The organism is Streptomyces sp. NPDC053432 (assembly GCF_055585365.1).
Genome location: NZ_JBVJKF010000007.1, coordinates 258284 through 277873, shown reverse-complemented (window position 1 = coordinate 277873; position 19590 = coordinate 258284). Strand labels below are relative to the sequence as shown.

The window sequence follows — 19590 nt, the reverse complement described above, 5'->3', positions numbered from 1 at the left end:
CCGCCGAGCGGAAACTCCAGCCCCTCCGGCGTTTGAGGAGCGGGGGTCCGGGGGCGGAGCCCCCGGTTTCGGGAAGGGGCGGGGTGGGGGAAAGGCCCCGCGCAGCGGAGGGACGTCAGGTGCGGAGGGCGGCGATGGAGTCGGCCAGGGCGGACGGGACGTCCTCGACCAGGGTGTGCACCCCGTCGCGGACGATATGGCGGCCGCCCACCACCGTGTGCCGGATGTCGGAGGCCGTCGCGGCGAAGACGGCGGTCTCCGCGCCGAGGCGGGGCACGGGACCGGCCGTCCGCACGGAGTCCAGGGCGACCGTCGTGAAGTCGGCGAGCGCGCCGACCGCCAGGGTGCCCGCGTCGGACCAGCCCAGCGCCGCATGCCCGTCCGCCGAAGCCGCCCGCAGCAGCGCAGCCGCCGTCCAGTGGCCGCGCGTACGGCTCGCCAGCCGCTCGTTGAGCTCCATCGCCCGCGCCTCCTCCAGCAGGTCGATCACCGCGTGACTGTCGCTGCCGAGCGAGAGCGGGCTGCCGGCCCGCTGGAGGCGGACCGCCGGGCCGATGCCGTCCGCGAGGTCCCGTTCGGTGGTCGGGCACATGCAGGTGCCGGTGGTGGTGCCGCCGAGGAGGGCGATGTCCTCGTCCGTGAGGTGCGTGTTGTGGACGCCCGTGGTCAGCGGGCCCAGCACGCCGTGGTCGGCGAGGAGCTGGGTGGGGGTGCGGCCGTGAGCGGCCCGGCAGGCGTCGTTCTCCGCGGTCTGCTCGGACAGGTGCACGTGGAGCGGCGCCCGCCGCTCCTGCGCCCACGCGGCCACCGCGGCCAGCTGCGCCTCCGGGACCGCGCGCACCGAGTGGATCGCGGCGCCGATCAGCGCGTGGTCCCGGGGCTTCAGCCCGCCCACCCGCTCCGCCCACGCCTCGGCGGTGCCGTCGGAGAACCGCAGCTGGTGCTGGTTCGGCGCCTCTCCGAAGCCCGCCGACAGGTACGCCGTGTCCAGGAGGGTGATGCGGATGCCGGCCTCGGCGGCGGCCGCGATCAGGGCCTCCCCCATCGCGTTGGGGTCCGCGTAGGCGGCGCCGCCGGGGGCGTGGTGGACGTAGTGGAACTCGCCCACCGCGGTGATGCCGGCCAGCGCCATCTCCGCGTACACGGCCCGCGCGAGCGCGAAGTAGGAGTCCGGGGTGAGGTTCTGGGCGACGGAGTACATGATCTCGCGCCAGGTCCAGAAGGTGCCCGAGCCCACCTGGACCGTGCCGCGCAGGGCCCGGTGGAAGGCGTGGGAGTGCGCGTTGGCCAGACCGGGGAGGGTGAGGCCGCGCAGGATCTCCGCACCCGGGGGCGGGGTCCCGGCCCCGGTCCGGACGGCGGCGATCCGCCCGTCGGCTGATACGTCCAGGGCCACGCCCGGCTCGACGAGGGTGTCGAGCCAGGCGTGTTCCAGCCAGTACGTCTTCGTCACCGGCACGCGAGTCCTTCCAGTACGTCGGCGAGGGCGAGGACGCCGGCCACGCAGTCGTCCTCGGCGGCGAACTCCCGCGGGGAGTGGGAGACGCCGGTCGGGTTCCGTACGAACAGCATCGCGGTCGGGACGGCCGCGGAGAGGATCCCCGCGTCGTGTCCCGCACCCGTGCCCAGGACGGGGACGGACCCGCCCAGGATCCGGTTCATCTCGTCGCGCAGGGCGTGCTCGAACTCGACGACCGGGGTGAAGGACTCCCGGACGATGCCGAGGTCGATCCCGTCGCGGTCGGCGTGCTCGCGGGCGGCCTTCTCGATGGCGGTGACGACCATGTCGAGGGTGGCCTGGTCGGCCGCACGCGAGTCGAGCCAGCCGCGCACCAGGGACGGGATGGCGTTGACCCCGTTGGGCTCGACGGCGATCTTCCCGAAGGTGGCGACGGCCCCGGCGAGGGCCGCCTCGGTGCGGGCGGCCAGCACGGTCGCCGCGTACGTCAGCATCGGGTCGTGCCGGTCCACGAGCCGGGTGGTTCCGGCGTGGTTGGCCTCGCCGCGGAAGTCGAACCGCCAGCGCCCGTGCGGCCAGATCGCGGAGGCGATGCCGACCCGGTCACCGGACAGGTCGAGGGCGCGGCCCTGTTCCACGTGCAGCTCGACGAACGCGCCTACACGGGCGAGCCGTTCGGGGTCGGCCCCGATGGCGTCGGGGTCGTACCCGGCGGCCTCCATGGCCTGGGGCAGGCTGATGCCGTCGGCGTCGCGGAGCTCGTACGCCTTCTCCTTGGTCAGCTGCCCGGCGGTGAGCCGGGAGCCGACGCAGGCGAGGCCGAAGCGGGCGCCTTCCTCGTCACCGAAGTTGGTGATGGCCAGGGGCCTGGCGAACTCCGCGCCCCTCCTGCGGAGTTCGTCCAGGGCCGCGAAGGAGGACACCACGCCGAGGGGGCCGTCGAAGGCCCCGCCGTCGGGGACGGAGTCCAGGTGCGAGCCGGTGACCACGGCGTCCCCCGCGAGGGGGTCGCCGAGCCAGGCCCACTGGTTGCCGTTGCGGTCGGTCTCGTACGTGAGCCCGCGCGCCTCCGCCTGCGCCTGGAACCAGGTCCGGCAGTCGGCGTCGGCACCGGTCCACGCGTAGCGGCGGTAGCCGCCGCTGTCGGCGTGGCGGCCGATGGGGCGCAGCTCGTCCCACATGGCGTGGAACGAGTCTGCGCCGTGGTCACCGGGGGCCGGGGCCGCCGGGTGCGGCCCGGTGGGGGGTGCGCCCACCCGTTCCGCCCCAGCGGAACGACCGCCCACACCCCCGTCTGCGGGCGAGGTCACGCGGAGTCACCCTCGCGCATCGGGACGCGGACGCCGCGCTCGTCCGCGACGGACTCGGCGATGTCGTAGCCCGCGTCGACGTGGCGGATGACGCCCATGCCCGGGTCGTTGGTGAGGACGCGGCGGATCTTCTCGCCGGCCAGCGCGGTGCCGTCGGCGACCGTGACCTGGCCCGCGTGGATGGAGCGGCCCATGCCGACACCGCCGCCGTGGTGGATCGAGACCCAGGAGGCGCCGGAGGCCACGTTGACCATGGCGTTGAGCAGCGGCCAGTCGGCGATCGCGTCGGAGCCGTCCAGCATGGCCTCGGTCTCGCGGTACGGGGAGGCCACCGAGCCGCAGTCGAGGTGGTCGCGGCCGATGGCCAGCGGCGCGGCCAGCGTGCCGTCCGCCACCATCTCGTTGAAGCGTTCGCCCGCCTTGTCGCGCTCGCCGTAGCCGAGCCAGCAGATGCGCGCGGGCAGGCCCTGGAAGTGGACGCGCTCGCCCGCCATCTTGATCCAGCGGTGCAGGGACTCGTTCTCCGGGAAGAGCTCCAGCATCGCCTTGTCGGTCTTGTGGATGTCCGAGGCCTCGCCGGACAGGGCGGCCCAGCGGAAGGGGCCCTTGCCCTCGCAGAAGAGGGGGCGGATGTAGGCGGGGACGAAGCCGGGGAAGGCGAACGCGCGGTCGTAGCCGGCCAGCTGGGCCTCGCCGCGGATGGAGTTGCCGTAGTCGAAGACCTCGGCGCCGGCGTCCATGAAGCCGACCATGGCCTCGACGTGCTTGGCCATGGACTCGCGGGCGCGGGTGGTGAAGCCGGCCGGGTCCTTGGCCGCGTAGGAGGCCATGTCGTCGAAGTCGACGCCCACCGGCAGGTAGGAGAGCGGGTCGTGCGCCGACGTCTGGTCCGTCACGATGTCGATCGGGGCGCCCTCGGCGAGCATCTGCGGGAGGAGCTCGGCGGCGTTGCCGAGCAGACCGATGGAGAGCGGCTTGCGGGCCTCGCGCGCCTCGACCGCGAGCTGCAGCGCGTGCCGCAGGTCATTGGCCTTGACGTCCAGGTAGCGGTGCTCGATGCGGCGCTCGATGGCGCGCGGGTCGACGTCGATGCAGATCGCGACGCCGTCGTTCATCGTCACGGCCAGCGGCTGGGCGCCGCCCATGCCGCCGAGGCCGGCGGTGAGGGTGATGGTGCCGGCCAGGGTGCCGCCGAACTTCTTGGCGGCGACGGCCGCGAAGGTCTCGTAGGTGCCCTGGAGGATGCCCTGGGTGCCGATGTAGATCCACGAACCGGCGGTCATCTGGCCGTACATGGTCAGGCCGAGGTGCTCCAGGCGGCGGAACTCCTCCCAGTTCGCCCAGTCGCCGACCAGGTTGGAGTTGGCGAGCAGGACGCGCGGCGCCCACTCGTGCGTCTGCATCACGCCGACCGGGCGGCCCGACTGCACGAGCATCGTCTCGTCCTGCTTGAGGGTCTGCAGGGTGCGGACCATCGCGTCGTACGAGCGCCAGTCACGGGCCGCCTTGCCGGTGCCGCCGTAGACGACGAGCTTGTCGGGGTGCTCGGCGACCTCGGGGTCGAGGTTGTTCTGGAGCATCCGCAGCGCGGCTTCCTGCTGCCATCCCAGGGCGCTGAGCTCGGTGCCTCGCGCGGCACGTACGGGGCGGGGTCCTGACATGGCGTTGCCTCCTCCGATGTTGGTAAATCCATTCACATACTCTCGTCCTGAATAGATTCAGTCAACAGCTGCGGGGCGCGCCTTCGGATGATGGGATGGCGGGCATGGACAGGGACGTGGTCGTACGAGCCGCCGTCGAACAGGGCCTCCTGGACACCGAACCGGTGGCCTGCCTGCTGGACATCGCCGGGATCAGAGCCTCGGCCGCCGCCCTGACCAGCGCCTTCGCCGCCGCGCTGCCCCCCGGGACGCCCGTCCTGCACGCCTTCGCCGTCAAAGCCGCCCCGCTGGTGCCCGTACTGCGGCTGCTCGCCGACACCGGGCTCGGCTGCGAGGTCGCCAGCCCCGGCGAACTGGCACTGGCCCGGGCGGCCGGGCTGCCCGCGGGCCGGATCGTGCTGGACTCCCCCGCCAAGACCGTCGACGAGCTGCGCGAGGCCCTGGCCCTGGGCATCGCCGTCAACGCCGACAACCGCCAGGAGCTGCACCGCCTGGACGCCCTGGCCGGCGCCGGCCCCAGGTCCCCCGTCGGGATGCGGATCAACCCGCAGACCGGCGCGGGCACCATCGACGCGCTGTCCACGGCGACCGCGACCTCGAAGTTCGGCATCGCCCTGCGCGATCCGGGCGCGCGCGAGTGGCTCGTACGGGCCTACGTCGACCGCCCCTGGCTCACCCGGCTGCACACCCACTCGGGCTCGCAGGGGGTCCCGCTGGCCCTGATCGCCGAGGGCGTGCGCGAGCTGCACGCGCTCGCCGAGGAGATCAACGCGGCGGCCGGGCGCCGCCAGGTCGACACCCTCGACATCGGCGGGGGCCTGCCGGTGAACTTCGCCTCGGACGAGACGTCCCCGACGTACGAGGAGTACGTGACCGCCCTGCGCGGGGCGGCCCCGCGGCTCTTCGACGGCTCGTACGGGCTCGTCACGGAGTTCGGGCGGTCCCTGCTGGCCAAGAACGGCCTGGTCCTGGCGCGCGTCGAGTACACGAAGACCAGCGGGGGCCGCGCCATCGCCCTCACCCACGCCGGGGTCCAGCTGGCGACCCGCACCGCCTACGCGCCCGCGTCCTGGCCGGTGCGGATCCTGCCGTACGACGCGAAGGGGGCGCCGAAGAGCGGGGACGCGGTGGCGCAGGACATCGCGGGCCCGGCGTGCTTCGCCGGCGACCTCCTGGCGACGGCCCGGGAACTCCCGCCCCTCGCCGCGGGCGACGTCATCGCCGTCCCGGACACGGGGGCGTACTTCTTCACCGCGCACTACGGCTACAACAGCCTGCCCCGCCCGGCCGTGCACGGCTTCGCGGTGACCCCGGCGGGGGTGCGGTTCTCCCTGGCCCGGCCGGCGCAGACTCCTGCGGAGCTCATCACGGAGGCGGGCGGGGCCCAGGCGGACGCCTTCCTCTGACGGCGGGGGCGGGTGTGCGGCGGGGCCCCGCAGGGCGTCGAACGCAACCACGCCCTGCTCGCCGGTACCTCTGCAGGTCCGACACCCGAGGAAGCACCCCGGCGCGCGCCCGGCCCCGGCGGCCCGTGCTGGCGGGCCGGGCCGGGGTGCCGCTGCGCGGAGCAGGTCCCCGACCCGCCCTTCCACCGTTCCCCGGGCTCCGCCCGGACCCGCCCTGGGGCTCCGCCCCAGACCCCGCGCCTCAAACGCCGGCGGGGCTGGAATTGCCGCTGCGCGGCAAACCAGCCCCGCCGGGCCGTACCCAGCCCCGCCGGCGTTTGAGGCGCGGGGGTGCGGGGGCGGAGCCCCGGTCAGTCCACGAACAGGCCCCGGGTCGCGGCCCGCGCGTCGAACGCCTCCAGACGCGCCTGCGCATCCGGCAGCGCGTCCGCCATCGCCTCCAGCAGCACCCGCCCCAACAGCATCGGCGCGCACGCCGTGTCGAAGGCCAGGCCGGTGCCGACCGGAGCCGGGATCAGCAAGTCCGAGTGGCGGGCCACCGGGGCGAAGGCCGAGTCGGCCACGGTCACCACTGTCAGCCCCTCCCGCCGCGAGCGCTCCAGCGTGTCCACGACCTCCCTCGGATGCCGCGGCAGCGCGAAGCACAGCAGCGTGCTCGCCCCGGCGGCCACGGCCGCGTCGATGCGGTCGTCCATCATCGAGCCGCCCTCGTCGAGGAGCCGTACGTCCGGATGCACCTTGGCGGCGAAGTACGCGAACCCGCGCGCCTGCGAGGACGCCGCCCGCAGCCCCAGCACCGGCAGCGGCGTGGAGGCCGCCAGCAGCCGGCCCGCCTCCTGGACGGGCGACGGATCGGCGAGCATCGCCGACAGCCTGCGCAGGTTCTCGATCTCCCCCTGCACGGCCTGCTGGTACTCGTTGTACGCGTCCTCGTGCTCGGCGGCCGGCCGCTCCACGGGCGGGGCCACCTCCCGCAGGTGGCGGCGCAGTGCCGGGTACCCGTCGAATCCGAGCGCCACCGCGAACCGGGTCACGGACGGCTGGCTCACCCCGGCCAGCTCGGCGAGTTCCACGCTCGACAGGAACGGCACCTCCGCGGCCCCCCGCACCATGCAGTGCGCGATCCGCCGCTGGGTCGGCGTCAGCCGGTGCCCCTCGAACAGCTTCTGCAGCCGTGCTGCCGGGCTGTCACTCATGCCGCCCCCTCCGTCCCCGTGAAATATTCAGTCACGGAGCACTCTGCATGCGGTTATGCACGCGGGCAAGCCGTGACCGGAATCCGGATACGGGGGCCAGCCCCAGTGCGGGCGCCGGGGGCCGTTCCTAGCGTGGGGGCATGGACGCACACGGCCAGGAACTGAAGAAGGAACTCGACGCCACCCTGGACGCCCGGCGGGACCTGGGCGCGGAGTACGAGGCCGCACTGGTGGACTCGTTCGTCGAGAAGGTCGACACGCAGGTCCGGCGACGGCTGGCGGAGGAACGCCTCCTCGCCGAGCGCGGCGGTCCGGCGGCCGCCGGCATGGGGGACGGGAACTTCGGCGAACGCTTCGGCTTCGCCATCGTCACGCTGGTGCTGGCGATCCCGCTGTCGGCGATCGCCGCCGCGCAGGCGAATCTGGCGGGCCTGCTGGTGGCCTGGGGCGGCATCGTGGGCGTCAACTTCATCCACGCGTCCAAGAACCTGCGCCGCCACAGGGAGTAGGCGGGGACCGCCGCACCCCGGTTGCCCGGGGGCGGGACGACGGCGGTCCCCGCGGAGGACACGGGCCGGGTCAGGGCCGGCCGCGTCCGTGGCGTCCACGCGGTCCGGGAGCCGCTCCGGGGTGCGTTCGCGCCGTTCGGTGGCGCCGGCCGGGTTCCGGTCTCCCGGACTTCCCTGCCGACGACCACCACTGTGCCGGAGCCGTGTTAAGCCGGTGCTGCCGCCACGTGTCGTGCCCGTACCGTTTCCACGACTTCGCCGCGCCGCCGCGCCGCCGGACCCCGGGTCCCCGGCGGCTCGGCCTGTAGCACCCCCGCGCCGCCGGGGTCGGGTGTGTGGCGGGGTGCCCCCGCAGGGCGTCGAACGCAACCACGCTTGCTTGCCGGTGCCTCTGCAGGTTCGACGCCCGAGGAGGTGCCCCGGCGCGCGCCCGGCCCCGGCGGCCGTCAGGCGCGGCCCGGACCGGGGTGCCGCTGCGCGGAGCAGTCCCCTACCCGCCCTTCCACCGTTCCCTGGGGCTCCGCCCCAGACCCCGCGCCTCAAACGCCGGCGAGGCTGGATCGGGCCCCGCCCGGACCCGCGCCTCAAACGCCCGCGAGGCTGGATCGGGCCCCGCCCGGACCCGCGCCTCGAGCGCCGGCGAGGCTGGATCGGGCACGCCCCAGACCCCGCGTCTCCAACGCCGACGGGCCGTATCCAGCCCCGCCGGCGATTGAGGCGCGGGCGCGGAGCGCCGTCGGGGCGACGGGTGGCAGGGGCGCGCGGGGGCGCCGAGCCCCCGCCCGCCCCACCGAGCGAGCCGCAGGCTACTTCGCCGACTTGGCCAGGAACGCCAGCAGGTCCTGCCGGCTCACCACGCCCGTCGGCTTGCCCTCGACCAGGACGATCGCCGCGTCCGCCTCGCCCAGGGCCGCCATCAGGTCGGAGACCGGCTCGCCCGAGCCGACCTGCGGCAGCGGCGCGCTCATGTGCTTCTCCAGCGGGTCGCCCAGCGAGGCGCTCTGCGCGAACAGGGCCGCCAGCAGCTCCTTCTCCACCACCGAGCCGATGACCTCGGCGGCCATCACGTCCGGGTGGCCGGCACCCGGCTTGACGACGGGCATCTGCGAGACGCCGTACTCGCGCAGCACCTCGATCGCCTCGCCCACCGTCTCCTCGGGGTGCATGTGGACCAGGGACGGCATGGCGCCCTCCTTGTCCGCGAGGACGTCGCCGATGCGCGCCGCCGGCCCGGCCTCCTCCAGGAAGCCGTGCCCGGCCATCCACTCGTCCGAGAAGATCTTGCTCAGGTAGCCGCGGCCGCTGTCCGGGAGGAGCACGACGACCACGTCGTCCGGGCCGAGGCCCTCCGCCACGCGCAGGGCGGCGACGACCGCCATGCCGCAGGAGCCGCCGACGAGCAGGCCCTCCTCCTTCGCGAGGCGGCGCGTCATCTGGAAGGAGTCCTTGTCGGACACCGCGATGATCTCGTCGGTCACGTTCGGGTCGTAGGCGGTCGGCCAGAAGTCCTCGCCGACACCCTCGACGAGGTACGGGCGGCCGGAGCCGCCGGAGTACACCGAGCCCTCGGGGTCGGCGCCGATGACCTTGACCTTCCCGCCGCTGACCTCCTTGAGGTAGTTGCCGGTGCCGGAGATCGTGCCGCCCGTGCCGACGCCGGCGACGAAGTGGGTGATCTTGCCGTCCGTCTGCTCCCAGAGCTCGGGCCCGGTGGTCTCGTAGTGCGAACGGGGGTTGTTCGGGTTGCTGTACTGGTCGGGCTTCCAGGCGCCCGGCGTCTCGCGCACGAGGCGGTCGGACACGTTGTAGTACGAGTCCGGGTGCTCGGGGTCGACCGCGGTCGGGCAGACCACGACCTCGGCTCCGTACGCCCGCAGCACGTTGATCTTGTCGAGCGAGACCTTGTCAGGGCAGACGAAGATGCACTTGTAACCCTTTTGCTGGGCCACGATGGCGAGTCCTACACCCGTGTTGCCGCTGGTCGGCTCCACGATGGTGCCACCGGGCTTGAGGGCTCCGCTCTGCTCGGCGGCCTCGATCATGCGCACGGCGATCCGGTCCTTCACGGAGCCGCCGGGATTGAAGTACTCGACCTTCGCCAGGACGGTGGCCTGGAGGCCTTCGGTCACACGGTTGAGCTTCACCAGCGGGGTGTTGCCGACGAGGCTGATCATCGAGTCGTGGAATTGCACCATGTTCTCCAAGGACGGGACTCCACGGGTTCTCCGGGAGCTTCGGCCAGAGTATGCGGAAAGGGATTGGACGACCGTCCGTACGGGGCAGGAAGGTCAACGAAGCCCGAGTCGGCGAAGCGAGGTGGTCTGAAGGGTGTCCAGGGCGAGAACGGCCCGCCGGATCGCGGCGGGCGCAGCGTACGGCGGCGGCGGGCTCGGGCTGGTCGGGGTCGCCGCGGTGGGGCTCGTACTGGCGGAGATGCAGTTCGCCAAGCGCACGGTGGGGAGCGGGCTGGGCGATCCGCCGCGCGCGGACGGACTGTACGGGAGCGAGTTCAACGGGCCGGAGCTGAGTCCGGGCCCGCTGCGGCTGGCGATGCTGGGCGATTCCACGGCCGCCGGCCTGGGCGTACGGCGAGCCAGGCAGACCCCGGCGGCCCTGATGGCCTCCGGGCTGGCGGCGGTGGCCGAGCGGCCGGTGGAGCTGCGCAACGTCGCCCTGTCGGGGGCCATGTCCGACGACCTGGACCGCCAGGTCGGGCTGCTGCTGGACGGGGACCGGCCCCCGCCGGACGTGTGCGTGATCATGATCGGGGCGAACGACGTGACGCGGCGCATGCCGCCCACGCAGTCGGTCCGCCACCTCACCTCGGCGGTGCGGCGGCTGCGCATGGCGGGCGCGGAGGTCGTGGTCGGCACCTGCCCGGACCTGGGCACGATCGAGCCGGTGTACCAGCCGCTGAGGTGGCTGGCCCGGCGGGTCTCGCGGCAGCTCGCGGCCGCGCAGACCATAGGGGTGGTCGCACTGGGCGCCCGTACGGTCTCGATGGGCGACCTCCTCGGGCCGGAGTTCGCGGCGAACCCCCGGGAGATGTTCGGCCCGGACTCCTACCACCCCTCGGCGGAGGGGTACGCGACCGCGGCGATGGCCGTGCTGCCCACGCTGTGCGCGGCGCTGTCGCTGTGGCCGGAGTCCGACCGGCTGGACGTGTCCCGGCACGAGGACATGCTGCCGGTCGCGAAGGCGGCGTCGGCGGCGGCCGATCAGGCGGGTACGGAGGTCACGGCCGCCCGCGGCCCGTGGGTCCTCCTCAAGCACCGCCGCCGGCGCCGGCTCACCGCGGAGGACCCGGCCACCGCCCCGGCCCCGGCGGACCTGTCCGGCCCGTAGCCCCGCCGGGCCGCCGCCGCCCTTGCCGCCCCGGCACGGCCCAGCCGGGCCGGGCCGCTGCCGCCCTTGCCACCCCGGCGCGGCCCAGTCTGGCCGGGCCGCTGCCGCCCCCGGCCCCGCCCAGCCCGGCGGGGCCGTTGCCACCCCTAGGCGCCGCCCAGCCCGGCGGGGCCGTTGCCACCCCTAGGCGCCGCCCAGCCCGGCGGGGCCGTTGCCACCCCTAGGCGCCGGCCAGCCCCGGGGGCTACGCCTCCGCTGCGCGGGGCCGTAGCCCCGGCGGGCCGTGGTCGCCGCTGCGCGGGGCCTGTCCCCTACCCGCCCTTCCACCGTTCCCCGGGCTCCGCCCGGACCCGCCCTGGGGCTCCGCCCCAGACCCCGCGCCTCAAACGCCGGCGAGGCTGAATCGGGCCCCGCGCCCCGAACGCCGGCGAGGCTGGGATCGGCCCGCGCCCCGAACGCCGGCGAGGCTGGATCGGGCCCCGTCGAGGGGCGATATCAGCCCCGCCGGCGTTTGAGGCGCCGCCGGAGGCGAATTCAGCCCGTCCGGCGTTTGAGGACCGGGGGTCCGGGGGCGGAGTCCCCGGCAGCGGCGCCGCAGACGCATGATGGGGGTACCCCCCGCGGGAGCGACCGGCATCACACCGCCCGGGCGGTGACCTCGACCGTACGGGGCGGTAACTTCGCATGCGGTCCCGCAACGACGCACGCACCCCTTGGAGTCCCGATGCCCGAAGCAGTCATCGTTTCCACCGCCCGCTCCCCGATCGGGCGCGCCGGCAAGGGCTCCCTCAAGGACGTCCGCCCGGACGACCTGACCGCCACGATCATCCAGGCCGCCCTCGCCAAGGTCCCCGAGCTGGACCCCCGCGAGATCGACGACCTGATGCTGGGCTGCGGCCTCCCCGGCGGCGAGCAGGGGCACAACCTGGGCCGCATCGTCGCCGTGCAGATGGGCATGGACCACCTGCCGGGCCTCACCGTCACCCGGTACTGTTCCTCCTCCCTCCAGACCTCCCGGATGGCCCTGCACGCCATCAAGGCGGGCGAGGGCGACGTCTTCATCTCCGCCGGTGTCGAGACCGTGTCCCGGTTCGTCAACGGCTCCTCCGACGGCATGCCCGGCACGCACAACCCGCTCTTCGCGGACGCCGAGGCCCGTACGGCCGCCGTCGCGCAGAGCGAGGGCAGCGACTGGCACGACCCGCGCGAGGACGGCCTGATCCCCGACGCGTACATCGCGATGGGGCAGACCGCCGAGAACCTGGCCCGCCTCAAGGGCGTGACCCGTCAGGACATGGACGAGTTCGGCGTCCGCTCGCAGAACCTCGCCGAGGCCGCCATCAAGAACGGCTTCTGGGAGCGGGAGATCACCCCCGTCACCACCCCCGACGGCACCGTGGTCACCGCGGACGACGGCCCGCGCGCCGGGGTCACCCTGGAGGGCGTGCAGGGCCTCAAGCCCGTCTTCCGCCCCGACGGCCTGGTCACCGCCGCCAACTGCTGCCCGCTGAACGACGGCGCCGCCGCCCTCGTCATCATGAGCGACACCAAGGCCCGCGAGCTGGGCCTGACCCCGCTGGCCCGGATCGTCTCCACCGGCGTCACCGGCCTCTCCCCCGAGATCATGGGCCTGGGCCCGGTCGAGGCCTCGAAGCAGGCGCTGAAGCGCGCGGGCCTGACGGTCGGCGACATCGACCTGTTCGAGATCAACGAGGCCTTCGCGGCCCAGGTCATCCCGTCCTACCGCGACCTCGACATCCCCCTCGACAAGCTGAACGTCAACGGCGGGGCCATCGCCGTCGGTCACCCGTTCGGGATGACCGGCGCCCGCATCACCGGCACCCTGATCAACAGCCTGCAGTTCCACGACAAGCAGTTCGGTCTGGAGACCATGTGCGTCGGCGGCGGCCAGGGCATGGCCATGGTCATCGAGCGGCTGAGCTGAGCGGAGCCGAGCCGTCACCGCAGCTGAGCGGATCAAGAGGGGCCCCTGACGCCGCAAGGGATCGGGCCCGGTTCCCCGCGTCGCGCGGGGGCCGGGTCTAACCCCGTCGCGGCCGACCTGTGACCGAATCTCCCCCAGGATGTGACCTATCTCCTGGGGGCTCGGCATATATGCAGGTCAGGCGCCGTACGGATGGGCGCATCGGGACGAAAGACCTGTCCATTTCATGACGTAATGCACTGCACGCCATTCCCAGGTCGGGACACTCTGATGTAGGAAGTCGGGGGATCGAATCACACCGGGAGTCACTCAGTGAGCGCCATGCCTCTTGCCCTGCTGCTGACCGCGGCCGCTGCCACGGCCGTCGGCGCTGCTGCGCTGCACGCCGTCCACGGCCTGCGCAAGCAGGTCACGGCCCTGCGCAGTGAGCTGGCGGTGCCGCACCCCCGCGGTGCGACCGTCCCGCACGCCCGCAGCGCCGTGGAGTCCCCCGCCGCGGAGATACGAGCCGCCGTGGCCGAAGCCCTCGCCGAGGAGCGCGAGCGCGAGCTGGCCGAAGCGCGCGCCTTCTGGGCCGCGCAGGAGGCTCGTGACGCCGCCGACGCGCCCTCCCTGCTGGGCGGCCTGCCCGGCCTCGGCGACGACGGCCCGCACGTCTTCCTGCCCCGGCAGGCCGACCTCGTAGGCCTGGAGCCGGTCCTCGGGGAGGAGTCCCTCGACGAGAACCCGTACCCGGAGGACTCGGCCGAGCTGGCCGCCGCCCGCCGGCGCCACCCCTCGCACCCCGATTTCGTTCCGGTCCAGGCCTCGCACCCGGGCGCGGACCACGAGCGCACGGTCAGCCGCCTGGAGGAGCTCGCGGAGGCCCGTACGGCCCTCGCGGACGTCCGCCCGGGCCCGCTGGGCACCCTCGACGTGTACGTCTTCACGGACGGCACCACGCTCTGCATGACCCCGGGGCACCGGGAGACCGCGGAGCGCCTCGCCGAGGCCCTGCGCTCGGGCACCGCTCCGGTCCTGCTCGGCGGCTCCGGCATCTCCGGCGCCTACGCGCTGACCTTCTCCTGCGGCGACGCCGAGGACCCGGACAGCAACGTCTACATCCTCGCGGACCGCGTCATCGCATCGCTTTAGCCTCGGCCCGCTCCACCAGTCGCACGGCCTCGTCCAGCAGCTCGGACGGGGCCTTCGCGCCGTCCGGGGCCGGTACGCGGCGCAGCGCCTCCGCGAGGTCCGCGCCGGCCACGGCGACCTGGTCACCGACGACGAAGAGCCCCTCGTCCGGCATCTCCCGCACGGCGGCGGCCGGGGCGCCCTCAAGGGTCTGCGCCCTCGCCGAGAGCTCACGGGCCAGCTCCAGTGCCGCCTCGGCGGCTCCTTGCCGCAGGCGGCTCTGCGGGGCGGCCCGCAGCCGGTCCGCGAAACGTTCCACGACGGCGGTCAGGGGTGAGGTATCGAGCACCCGGCCGACCTTACGCGCCGTCCGCGCACCATTGCCAACGGGCGTACTCTCCGGCACGGTGACGTGAAGAGAACAGCACGGCAACCTTCCGGAGGCGCCCATGTCCGTAGAGTTCTCCGAGCAGACCCACCGCAACATGATCGACAGAATCCCCCTGACGACCGGTCGTGAAGTGTCCGACTGGCTCCGCACCGTGGACGAAGGCCCCTCCCTCGTCCGGTTCGAGGAGAAGGTCAGCTGGCTGCGCGGCGCGCACGAACTGTCGTACGGCCAGGCCAAGGCGATCATCCACGAGTACGACCTGCGCAGAGCCGCCCGCCGGTTCGGCTGACCCCAGGACGCCAGGAACCCAGGGCCCCAGGGCCCCGAGACGCGGGAAGGCCCCGCGAGCGTGTGCTCGCGGGGCCTTCCCCCTGCAGTGGGCGAACCGGACGGCTGCCGGTACGGCTAGTCGTCGCCGGAGAGGATCTGGAAGAGGCGCAGCAGCTCCAGGTAGATCCACACCAGGGTCAGCGTGAGGCCGAAGGCCGCCAGCCAGGCCTCCTCGCGCGGGGCGCCGTACGTCACGCCGTCCTCGACCTGCTTGAAGTCCATGGCGAGGAAGCAGGCGCCGAGGATGACGCCGACGATGCCGAAGACGATGCCGAGGCCGCCGCTGCGGAAGCCGAGGCCGTCACCGCCGCCGAAGAGCGCGAAGAGCGAGTTCGCGACCATCAGCAGGACGAAGCCGAGCGCCGCGGCCATCACGAAGCCGGTGAAGCGCCGGTTGACGCGGATCCAGCCCATCTTGTAGGCGAGGAGCACGGCGGCGAAGACGCACATCGTGCCCATGACGGCCTGGATGACCACGCCGGCACCGAAGTAGGTGCTGGTGGCCGCGCTGATGACACCGAGGAAGACACCCTCCAGCGCCGCGTAGCCCAGGATCAGCGCCGGGACCGGCTTGCGCTTGAAGGACTGGACCATGGCCAGCACGAACGCGACCAGGGCCGCGCCGATGGCGATGCCGTACGACTTGCCGAGGTTCGCCGGGTCGACCGGCAGGAGGACCCAGGACAGGGTCGCCGTCACGATGAGCGTGCCGAGCGTCATGGCCGTGCGGCTCACGACGTCGTCCATGGTCATGGCGTTCGTGCGCGCCGGCGCCTGCGGCATACCCGTCATCGGGTCGGTCGCGTACGGGTTCGTCGCGTACGGGTTGGTCCCGGCCTGCTGGTACTGCGCGTCAAAGCCCGCGTAGCCACCGTTGTCGCGGCTGAACCCCCGTCGCGAGAAGACCGGGTTACTGCTCCTCATCTCACTCCTCCGTGGCCACCGAGCGCGGCCTCGCATCAAGAGTAATGCGCTCGCAAAAAAATCACCCTACTGCTGGAGGAGGATCTTAGGAGAAGACGGGGCGACGCGCAGGGGATAAATCGACCGGGCCTCGGGGAGCTGAGGAGTGCCCGGAGCCGGACTTGAACCGGCACGACCCGAAGGTCAGCGAGGTTTAAGCTCGCCGTGTCTGCATTCCACCATCCGGGCAGGGCGTGGCGGCCCCCGATAAAGCCTTCAGCGCTGCCCCGAGCCTATCCGGAACACCCGTGCCACCACCTGGCCGTCTTTCCGATGTTGTCTGATTTTATTGGCGATTGAGGGTGCGTCAGGGCACAGAAGGCGCGGTGGGCCCCTTCTCCGGGACGATCACCGCCGATGCGGGAATGACGGGATTTCGATGTCCCGCGCCACCCCGCCCGCCACCCCGCGCCTCCCCGGGTCTGCGCAGGTGGATCAGGGTCGCCGTCATACCAGAGGCGTACGCGGACGCTCCCGCGGTCAGACTCCAGTGGGCCTGCGAACCGGCACCGCGGCTGATCCGGAGCGCGCCCGGCGCGGAGACGATGGAAAAGTCCCCGCACCGCAGACCGAGGAGCCCTCCCGTGACCACCATGAACCACGCCCCGCGCACCAGCCAGGCCGTGGCCGCCCGAGCGACGGGCCTCTCCAAGGTGTACGGCCAGGGCGAGACCCAGGTGGTCGCCCTCGACAACGTCTCCGTGGACTTCGCGCAGGGACAGTTCACCGCGATCATGGGCCCCTCGGGCTCCGGCAAGTCCACGCTGATGCACTGCGTCGCGGGCCTGGACACCTTCTCCTCCGGCTCCGTGCGCATCGGTGAGACCGAGCTGGGCTCCCTCAAGGACAAGCAGCTCACGCAGCTGCGCCGGGACAAGATCGGCTTCATCTTCCAGGCCTTCAACCTGCTGCCGACCCTGACGGCCCTGGAGAACATCACGCTTCCCATGGACATCGCCGGCCGCAAGGCCGACCAGCGGTGGCTGGACACGGTCATCGAGATGGTCGGCCTCTCCGGCCGCCTCTCCCACCGCCCCACGCAGCTCTCCGGCGGCCAGCAGCAGCGCGTGGCCGTGGCCCGCGCCCTGGCCTCCCGCCCCGAGATCATCTTCGGCGACGAGCCCACCGGGAACCTGGACTCGCGCTCCGGCGCCGAGGTCCTCGGCTTCCTGCGCAACTCGGTGCGCGAGCTCGGCCAGACCGTCGTCATGGTCACCCACGACCCGGTCGCCGCCTCCTACGCGGACCGCGTCGTCTTCCTCGCCGACGGCCGCATCGTCGACGAGATGTACGCACCCACCGCGGACGGCGTCCTGGACCGCATGAAGGCCTTCGACTCCAAGGGCCGTACGAGCTGAGGCTCCCTCACCCCCCTGCCCGGTCCCGCCGATTCCCCTTGGACTTCTCCACCATGTTCCGTACCGCCCTGCGCAACGTCCTCGCGCACAAGGCCCGGCTGTTGATGACGGTGCTCGCCGTCACCCTCGGCGTCGCCTTCGTCTCCGGCACCCTGATCTTCACCGACACGCTCGGCAAGGCCCTCTCGGGCCAGTCCGCCAAGAGTTACGACGGCGTCGCCGTCTCCGTGACCTCGTACGGCCAGGGCCGGGGCGACGAGGGCCAGAAGGAGGGCGAGCCGGGCATCAGCGCGCAGACCCTCGACAAGGTCAAGGCTCTGGGCGGCGTGGACTCCGTCTCCGGCCGCGTCTCCGGCTTCGCCGGCGTCGGTGACGAGAAGGGCGAGCTGATCGGCTCCGGCTGGTCCAACAAGGGCGCCAACTACGCCCCCGTCAAGGACGGCAAGGACCCGCGCTACACCTTCACCGAGGGCACCGGCCCGGTCAGGGCCGACCAGATCGCGCTCGACCGGGCGACCGCCGACACCGGCAGGTACGAGGTCGGTGACAAGGTCCGTGTCGCCACCAACGGCCCGGTGAAGGAGTACACCCTCTCCGGTGTCTTCACCACCGAGGACGGCGCGGTCAGCGCGGGCGGCAGCCTGGTCCTCTTCGACACCGCCGTCGCCCAGGAGCTCTACCTCAAGCCCGGCTTCTACGAGGAGCTCTCCGTCGCCGCCAAGGCCGGCACCTCCGCCGACCGGCTGCTCGCCGAGATCGAGCCGCTGCTCGACTCCAAGCACACCAAGGCGCAGACCGGTGCCGAACTCGCCCGGCAACAGGCCAAGGACGTGGCGAGGGGGATGACGAACATGAACCAGATGCTGCTCGCCTTCGCGGGCATCGCGCTCTTCGTCGGCATCTTCCTCATCTACAACACCTTCACCATGCTGGTGACCCAGCGCACCAGGGAACTGGCCCTGCTGCGCGCCGTCGGCGCCGACCGCGGCCAGGTCATGCGCTCGGTGCTCACCGAAGCCCTCGTCGTCGGCGTCGTCTCCGCCGCCGTCGGCCTGGCCGGCGGTGCGGGCCTGGCGGTCGGCATCCGCTCCGCGATCGAGGCCTTCGGCGCCAAGCTCCCGGCCGGCGGCCTCGTGATCGCCCCGGCCACCGTCATCGCGGCCCTGGTCATCGGCGTCCTCGTCACCACCCTCGCCGCCCTGCTGCCGGCCTGGCGCACCGGCCGGATCGCCCCGGTCGCCGCGATGGGCAGCGCCCACCTGCCGGCCACCGCCAAGTCCCTGGTCCTGCGCAACGTCCTCGGTTCCGTCATCAGCCTCGCCGGCATCGGCGTGGTCATGCTCGGCGTCTCCATGGGCGGCGACGGCCGCATGGTCATCGGAGCCGGCGCGTTCTTCCTGCTCATCGGCATGATCGTGATCCTGCCGCTGCTGTCCAGGCCGGTCATCGCCGCGATCCGCCCCGGCCTGCAGAAGGTCTTCGGTGTCCCCGGCAAGCTGGCCGCCCAGAACGCCGTGCGCAACCCGCGCCGCACCGCGGTCACCGCCGCGTCGCTGGCAATCGGACTGACCCTGGTCACCACCCTGTCGGTGCTCGGCATCACCATGGGCACGGCCGTCGACCGGATGAGCACGGACAACATCAAGGCCGACTACAAGGTCTCCATGGCCGCCGACGGCATGCCCCTGGACAAGTCGGTCGTCGAGGCCCTCGCCAAGGCCCCCGCGGTCAAGGCCGTCTCCGAGCAGGCCGCCGGCTTCCTGAAGATCGGCGACAGTTTCCGCTCGGCCTCCGGGGTGAATCCGGCCGGCATCGGCGAGCTGCTGAACGTCGAGACCGTCAGCGGCTCGGTGGACTCCCTGGGCAGGGGCGAGGTCCTCGTCGCCGAGAAGACCGCCAAGGACAGGAACCTCACCGTCGGCTCGCCGCTCCAGGTCCAGTACGACGACGGCCAGAAGGCCACGCTCAAGGTCGGCGGCGTCTTCAAGGACCTGGAGGGCCTGCTGTCCCCGTACGTGCTCGACAACCGGATCCTCGCCGCGCACAGCGACGAACAGTACATCCGCGAGGTCTACGTCCACACCGCCGGCGGCGCCTCCACGGCGAACCAGCAGGCCGTCGTCGACGCCCTCGGCAAGAACCCGGCGATGAAGGTCTCCACCCAGCAGGACATGCGCAACGAGATGGGCGGCATCGTCAACACGATGCTCAACATCATGTACGGCCTGCTCGGGATGGCCCTGATCATCTCGGTGCTCGGCGTCGTCAACACCCTCGCGATGTCCGTCTTCGAACGGACCCAGGAGATCGGCATGCTGCGGGCGATCGGCCTCGACCGCGGCCGGGTCAAGAACATGATCCGCCTGGAGGCCGTGGTCATCTCGCTCTTCGGCGCGGTGCTCGGTGTCGTCATCGGCGTCTTCCTCGCCTGGGCCGTGGGCTCCACCCTCGCCAAGGCGGTACCGAACTACGCGCTGGTCCTGCCGTGGGACCGGATCGGTGTCTTCCTGCTGCTGGCCGCCGTGGTCGGCGTCCTGGCCGCCATGTGGCCGGCCCGCAGCGCGGCGCGACTGAACATGCTGACCGCCATCAAGACGGAGTAGC

Annotated in this window: 15 protein-coding genes and 1 tRNA gene; 8 read left to right on the top strand and 8 right to left on the bottom strand. The window is 72.7% G+C overall.

Features of this window, described 5'->3' with window-relative positions; translation table 11 throughout:
- Positions 1-115 precede the first annotated feature (115 nt).
- The 3 genes from ACZ6Y1_RS14995 to hutU all read right to left on the bottom strand — a co-directional run bounded on the left by ACZ6Y1_RS14995 (position 116) and on the right by hutU (position 4430).
- Positions 116-1453 (bottom strand): formimidoylglutamate deiminase, encoded by a 1338-nt coding sequence (locus ACZ6Y1_RS14995; protein WP_469628145.1) that lies wholly within the window; start codon positions 1451-1453, stop codon positions 116-118.
- Complete coding sequence (locus ACZ6Y1_RS14990) at positions 1450-2640, bottom strand: allantoate amidohydrolase (protein WP_469628318.1); 1191 nt, start codon at positions 2638-2640, stop codon at positions 1450-1452. Before ACZ6Y1_RS14990 ends, ACZ6Y1_RS14995 begins: the two co-directional genes overlap by 4 nt.
- 125 nt (positions 2641-2765) lie before the next feature.
- Positions 2766-4430, bottom strand: coding sequence for a urocanate hydratase (gene hutU, locus ACZ6Y1_RS14985; protein ID WP_469628142.1), 1665 nt, complete (start codon positions 4428-4430; stop codon positions 2766-2768).
- 95 nt (positions 4431-4525) lie between these two features.
- Here hutU and ACZ6Y1_RS14980 point away from each other — a divergent pair, with 95 nt between their 5' ends.
- Positions 4526-5836, top strand: a complete 1311-nt coding sequence (locus ACZ6Y1_RS14980) for a type III PLP-dependent enzyme domain-containing protein (RefSeq protein ID WP_469628139.1) — start codon at positions 4526-4528, stop codon at positions 5834-5836.
- A 350-nt stretch (positions 5837-6186) separates the two neighbouring features.
- Here the strand turns inward: ACZ6Y1_RS14980 and ACZ6Y1_RS14975 are convergent, their stop codons facing one another.
- Positions 6187-7032 carry a MurR/RpiR family transcriptional regulator gene (locus ACZ6Y1_RS14975; protein ID WP_469628136.1) on the bottom strand — a complete coding sequence of 282 codons (846 nt, stop codon included), beginning with the start codon at positions 7030-7032 and terminating at the stop codon, positions 6187-6189.
- A 140-nt stretch (positions 7033-7172) separates the two neighbouring features.
- On the opposite strand from ACZ6Y1_RS14975, the gene ACZ6Y1_RS14970 reads away from it, so the two are divergent.
- Positions 7173-7541 (top strand): hypothetical protein, encoded by a 369-nt coding sequence (locus tag ACZ6Y1_RS14970; RefSeq protein WP_469628133.1) that lies wholly within the window; start codon positions 7173-7175, stop codon positions 7539-7541.
- An 806-nt stretch (positions 7542-8347) separates the two neighbouring features.
- On the opposite strand, the gene ACZ6Y1_RS14965 is transcribed toward ACZ6Y1_RS14970, so the two are convergent.
- Positions 8348-9733: a cystathionine beta-synthase gene (locus ACZ6Y1_RS14965; RefSeq protein ID WP_469628315.1), complete on the bottom strand. Its 1386-nt coding sequence runs from the start codon at positions 9731-9733 to the stop codon at positions 8348-8350.
- Positions 9734-9869: 136 nt separating this feature from the next.
- Between ACZ6Y1_RS14965 and ACZ6Y1_RS14960 the strand changes: the two genes are divergently transcribed.
- From ACZ6Y1_RS14960 to ACZ6Y1_RS14950, 3 genes are all read left to right on the top strand, one after another.
- On the top strand, positions 9870-10886 hold the full coding sequence (locus tag ACZ6Y1_RS14960) for an SGNH/GDSL hydrolase family protein (protein ID WP_469628130.1): 1017 nt from the start codon (positions 9870-9872) through the stop codon (positions 10884-10886).
- Between the two features lie 724 nt (positions 10887-11610).
- Positions 11611-12831 carry an acetyl-CoA C-acetyltransferase gene (locus ACZ6Y1_RS14955; RefSeq protein ID WP_469628127.1) on the top strand — a complete coding sequence of 407 codons (1221 nt, stop codon included), beginning with the start codon at positions 11611-11613 and terminating at the stop codon, positions 12829-12831.
- Positions 12832-13152: 321 nt separating this feature from the next.
- A complete protein-coding gene (locus tag ACZ6Y1_RS14950) occupies positions 13153-13965 on the top strand; it encodes a hypothetical protein (protein ID WP_469628312.1) in 813 nt (270 codons plus the stop codon).
- Here the strand turns inward: ACZ6Y1_RS14950 and ACZ6Y1_RS14945 are convergent.
- Positions 13949-14293, bottom strand: coding sequence for a hypothetical protein (locus tag ACZ6Y1_RS14945; protein ID WP_469628124.1), 345 nt, complete (start codon positions 14291-14293; stop codon positions 13949-13951). The genes ACZ6Y1_RS14950 and ACZ6Y1_RS14945 overlap by 17 nt on opposite strands.
- Positions 14294-14393: 100 nt before the next feature.
- Here ACZ6Y1_RS14945 and ACZ6Y1_RS14940 point away from each other — a divergent pair, with 100 nt between their 5' ends.
- Positions 14394-14624 carry a DUF4287 domain-containing protein gene (locus tag ACZ6Y1_RS14940; RefSeq protein WP_030036969.1) on the top strand — a complete coding sequence of 77 codons (231 nt, stop codon included), beginning with the start codon at positions 14394-14396 and terminating at the stop codon, positions 14622-14624.
- A gap of 116 nt (positions 14625-14740) precedes the next feature.
- On the opposite strand, the gene ACZ6Y1_RS14935 is transcribed toward ACZ6Y1_RS14940, so the two are convergent.
- On the bottom strand, positions 14741-15589 hold the full coding sequence (locus tag ACZ6Y1_RS14935) for a Bax inhibitor-1/YccA family protein (RefSeq protein WP_469628120.1): 849 nt from the start codon (positions 15587-15589) through the stop codon (positions 14741-14743).
- 146 nt (positions 15590-15735) lie between these two features.
- Positions 15736-15817: transfer RNA gene (locus ACZ6Y1_RS14930), tRNA-Leu, on the bottom strand.
- 395 nt (positions 15818-16212) lie between these two features.
- Here ACZ6Y1_RS14930 and ACZ6Y1_RS14925 point away from each other — a divergent pair.
- Both ACZ6Y1_RS14925 and ACZ6Y1_RS14920 read left to right on the top strand, forming a co-directional pair.
- The gene (locus ACZ6Y1_RS14925) at positions 16213-16986 is read left to right on the top strand and encodes an ABC transporter ATP-binding protein (protein ID WP_469628116.1); all 774 of its coding nucleotides are present in this window, start codon (positions 16213-16215) and stop codon (positions 16984-16986) included.
- Positions 16987-17039: 53 nt separating this feature from the next.
- Positions 17040-19589 (top strand): ABC transporter permease, encoded by a 2550-nt coding sequence (locus tag ACZ6Y1_RS14920; RefSeq protein ID WP_469628113.1) that lies wholly within the window; start codon positions 17040-17042, stop codon positions 19587-19589.
- Position 19590 lies beyond the last annotated feature (1 nt).

Excerpts from the sequence above, each read along its gene's own strand:
- ACZ6Y1_RS14990 (WP_469628318.1), bottom strand. The coding sequence starts at position 2,640 with ATGTGGGACGAGCTGCGCCCCATCGGCCGCCACGCCGACAGCGGCGGC.
- hutU (WP_469628142.1), bottom strand. The coding sequence starts at position 4,430 with ATGTCAGGACCCCGCCCCGTACGTGCCGCGCGAGGCACCGAGCTCAGC.
- ACZ6Y1_RS14980 (WP_469628139.1), top strand. The coding sequence starts at position 4,526 with ATGGCGGGCATGGACAGGGACGTGGTCGTACGAGCCGCCGTCGAACAG.
- ACZ6Y1_RS14975 (WP_469628136.1), bottom strand. The coding sequence starts at position 7,032 with ATGAGTGACAGCCCGGCAGCACGGCTGCAGAAGCTGTTCGAGGGGCAC.
- ACZ6Y1_RS14970 (WP_469628133.1), top strand. The coding sequence starts at position 7,173 with ATGGACGCACACGGCCAGGAACTGAAGAAGGAACTCGACGCCACCCTG.
- ACZ6Y1_RS14955 (WP_469628127.1), top strand. The coding sequence starts at position 11,611 with ATGCCCGAAGCAGTCATCGTTTCCACCGCCCGCTCCCCGATCGGGCGC.
- ACZ6Y1_RS14950 (WP_469628312.1), top strand. The coding sequence starts at position 13,153 with ATGCCTCTTGCCCTGCTGCTGACCGCGGCCGCTGCCACGGCCGTCGGC.
- ACZ6Y1_RS14940 (WP_030036969.1), top strand. The coding sequence starts at position 14,394 with ATGTCCGTAGAGTTCTCCGAGCAGACCCACCGCAACATGATCGACAGA.
- ACZ6Y1_RS14935 (WP_469628120.1), bottom strand. The coding sequence starts at position 15,589 with ATGAGGAGCAGTAACCCGGTCTTCTCGCGACGGGGGTTCAGCCGCGAC.
- ACZ6Y1_RS14920 (WP_469628113.1), top strand. The coding sequence starts at position 17,040 with ATGTTCCGTACCGCCCTGCGCAACGTCCTCGCGCACAAGGCCCGGCTG.